2 protein-coding genes and 1 pseudogene are annotated in these 2,892 nt (G+C 61.6%); 2 read left to right on the plus strand and 1 reads right to left on the minus strand.

Annotated features, from left to right (window positions below; genetic code table 11):
- A pseudogene (locus tag WCA53_RS32885) lies at positions 1–310 on the minus strand (hypothetical protein); the annotation flags it as partial.
- 279 nt (positions 311–589) lie between these two features.
- Between WCA53_RS32885 and mutL the strand changes: the two are divergent.
- Together mutL and WCA53_RS32895 are read left to right on the plus strand one after the other, a co-directional pair.
- A complete protein-coding gene (gene mutL, locus WCA53_RS32890) occupies positions 590–2,581 on the plus strand; it encodes a DNA mismatch repair endonuclease MutL (protein ID WP_423921820.1) in 1,992 nt (663 codons plus the stop codon).
- A 2-nt stretch (positions 2,582–2,583) separates the two neighbouring features.
- A partial coding sequence (locus WCA53_RS32895) for a tRNA (adenosine(37)-N6)-dimethylallyltransferase (protein WP_423921825.1) occupies positions 2,584–2,892 on the plus strand: 309 nt, incomplete at its 3' end.

Consider the following 2,892-nt stretch of genomic DNA (forward strand, 5'->3'; position numbering starts at 1 on the left):
GGATATGGGTATCGAAGACCTTCGGGCCGATCGCCCGGCCGATCCAGTAGTTCACCGTGTTGCCAAGCACCGCCGCGATCAGCAGCAGCACGATCAGCGCGCCGAGATCCATCGATCCGCTCGCCGCAAACGCGCCGCCGATGAAGAGCAGCGAATCACCCGGTAAGAAAGGAAACACCACGAGTCCGGTTTCGCAGAACACGATCAGGAACAGCACGGCGTACACCCAGGCGCCGTAGTGCTGAATGAAGTAACCGAGCGATTTGTCGAAGTGGAGAATAAGAGTCAGGAATGACAGCAGCGTATCCAAAAGGGGCCTCGATCAGGTTTGAATTAGCAGAAACTTGGGGCACGGAAGCGCGCATGCGCGGACGCATTGTCGCGATAGAAACGGTCGCGCCATGATACCGAACTCGACGCGGGAAAATTTCCGAAGCGCCTGTTTATTGACCGTTTTTGGGGGCTTGCCGGCCCGCGGGCATTGCGCTGGAACGCACAAAATGGCTCGGGGAACGCTAACCGGCAAAGGCGCACCGGGAGACCAAACAGCGACGAAATCGTTCACGGGCGTGAAGCTTTATAATTCGGCATGCCCGATCTCATCGACTCATCCGACACGATTTCTCCTCCCGCCGCGCGTGCGCTGCGCGCCATTGCGCCCCTGCCCGACCAGCTGATCAGCCAGATCGCGGCGGGTGAAGTGGTCGAACGGCCAGCATCCGTGGTGAAGGAACTGCTCGAAAACGCGCTTGACGCCGGCGCATCGAGTCTGCGGATCACGCTCGACGAAGGCGGCGTGAAGCGCATCTTGATTGTCGACGATGGGTGCGGCATCCCCCCCGACGAACTTCCGCTCGCGCTGCTGCGCCATGCCACCAGCAAGATCCGCACGTTGGCCGAATTGGAATCCGTGGCATCGCTCGGGTTTCGGGGCGAAGCGCTGGCGTCGATAGCATCCGTGGCGGAATTGTTCATCACCAGCCGCACGGCGACGTGCGCGCACGCTACGCGCATCGATGCCCAAACCGGCGCGCTCACGCCTGCGGCCGGCACGACCGGCACGACAATGGAGGTCCGCGAGCTGTACTTCAACACGCCCGCGCGCCGCAAGTTTCTCAAGAGCGAGCAGACCGAACTTGGCCATTGCCTTGAAGTCATCCGCCGCGTCGCGCTGTCGCGTCCGGATGTGGCAATTTCGGTGATCCATAACGGCAAGGCCGTGGAGCACTGGAACGCGTCGAATCCGGCTACGCGCGTATCGAAGATTCTCGGCGAGGTCTTCGCCACCGCGCATTTACCGCTCGATGAACGCGCCGGACCCCTTGCCGTGTATGGCTGCGCCGGCTTGCCGACCGCGAGCCGCGGCCGCGCCGACCAGCAATACTTCTTCGTCAACGGGCGCTTTGTGCGCGACAAGCTGTTGACCCACGCCGTGCGAGCCGCTTATGAGGACGTGCTGCATGGGAATCGCTATCCGTCGTATGTGTTGTTCCTCGATTTGCCCCCCGAATCGGTCGATGTGAATGTGCATCCGTCGAAAATCGAAGTTCGATTCCGCGACTCGCGCTCGATCCACCAATATGTATTCCACGCCGTGCAGCGGGCGTTGGCACGCAACGCGGGGGCATCGCCCGAAACGACTGCGGGCGGGCATGCCGCCCAGATCGAGCCGACGGGGATAGGCCAGTTCAGCGCTCGGCCTTATGCGGGCGCTGGCGTCCTTTCAATGAACGAGGCGTCCGGGCCGAAGAGTGAAAGCGGCACGAACTGGCTGCGGCAATCGCGAATGACGCAGGGCAACTTGCCGGTCGCGCAACCGCTGGCACTGTACGACGCGTTGTTCGGCCGCAAGGATGTGAACGCGGGAACGTCTGGCGATGCGACTTTGCCCGAGAGTGGCGCAGAGGAACGCTACGCGCCGTTGCGCTCGCCGATCGATCCGCCTTATGCGGCGTCGCCGGGTGCTGCGTATGGCGCATCTTATGCGTCGGCGGACGATCAGCCGCTCGGGTTCGCGCTTGGCCAGATCCACGGTATCTACGTGCTGGCGCAGAACGCACAGGGCTTGGTTATCGTCGATATGCACGCCGCCCATGAGCGGATTCTCTATGAGCAGTTCAAGAACGCACTGGCCGACCGCGCAATCGCTGTTCAGCCGTTGCTGATTCCGGTGACGATGAGCGTCGATGCGGTGGAGATGGGTGTCGTGGAGGAAGAGCGCGACGTGCTCGATGCGCTCGGTTTCGACCTCGCGATCCTGTCACCGGGATCGATTGCCATACGCGCCGTGCCCGCGCTGCTGAAGGATGCCGATTTGCAATCCTTGGCGCGCGCGGTGATTGCCGATTTGCAGGCTTACGGCGGCTCGCGCGTGCTGACGGAACGCCAGCACGAAATGCTTGGCACGCTTGCATGCCATCACGCGGTGCGGGCAAACCGTCGGCTGACACTCGACGAGATGAACGGGCTTTTGCGCCAGATGGAAGCTACTGAGCGCGCCGATCAATGCAATCACGGCCGTCCGACCTGGTATCAACTGACGCTCGGCGACCTTGACCGCCTGTTCATGCGCGGTCAGTGATCGTGAAAAAGATCGCGTGTTTATTGGGACCTACCGCGTCGGGAAAGACGGCGGCGGCTTTGGCATTTTCGTCGCGTCATCCGGTCGAGATAATCAGTGTGGATTCCGCGCTGGTTTATCGGGGAATGGATATTGGGACGGCAAAGCCGACTGCTGACGAGCGCGCGTTGGCGCCACATCATTTAATTGACGTTATCGATCCGACCGAGTCCTATTCCGCTGCGCAATTCCGCGATGACGCATTGCGTCTGGTGAAGGAAATCGAGTCGCGCGGCCGCGTGCCGTTGTTAGTCGGCGGCACGATGTTGTAT

The organism is Caballeronia sp., assembly GCF_049581465.1.
GTDB lineage: Bacteria > Pseudomonadota > Gammaproteobacteria > Burkholderiales > Burkholderiaceae > Caballeronia.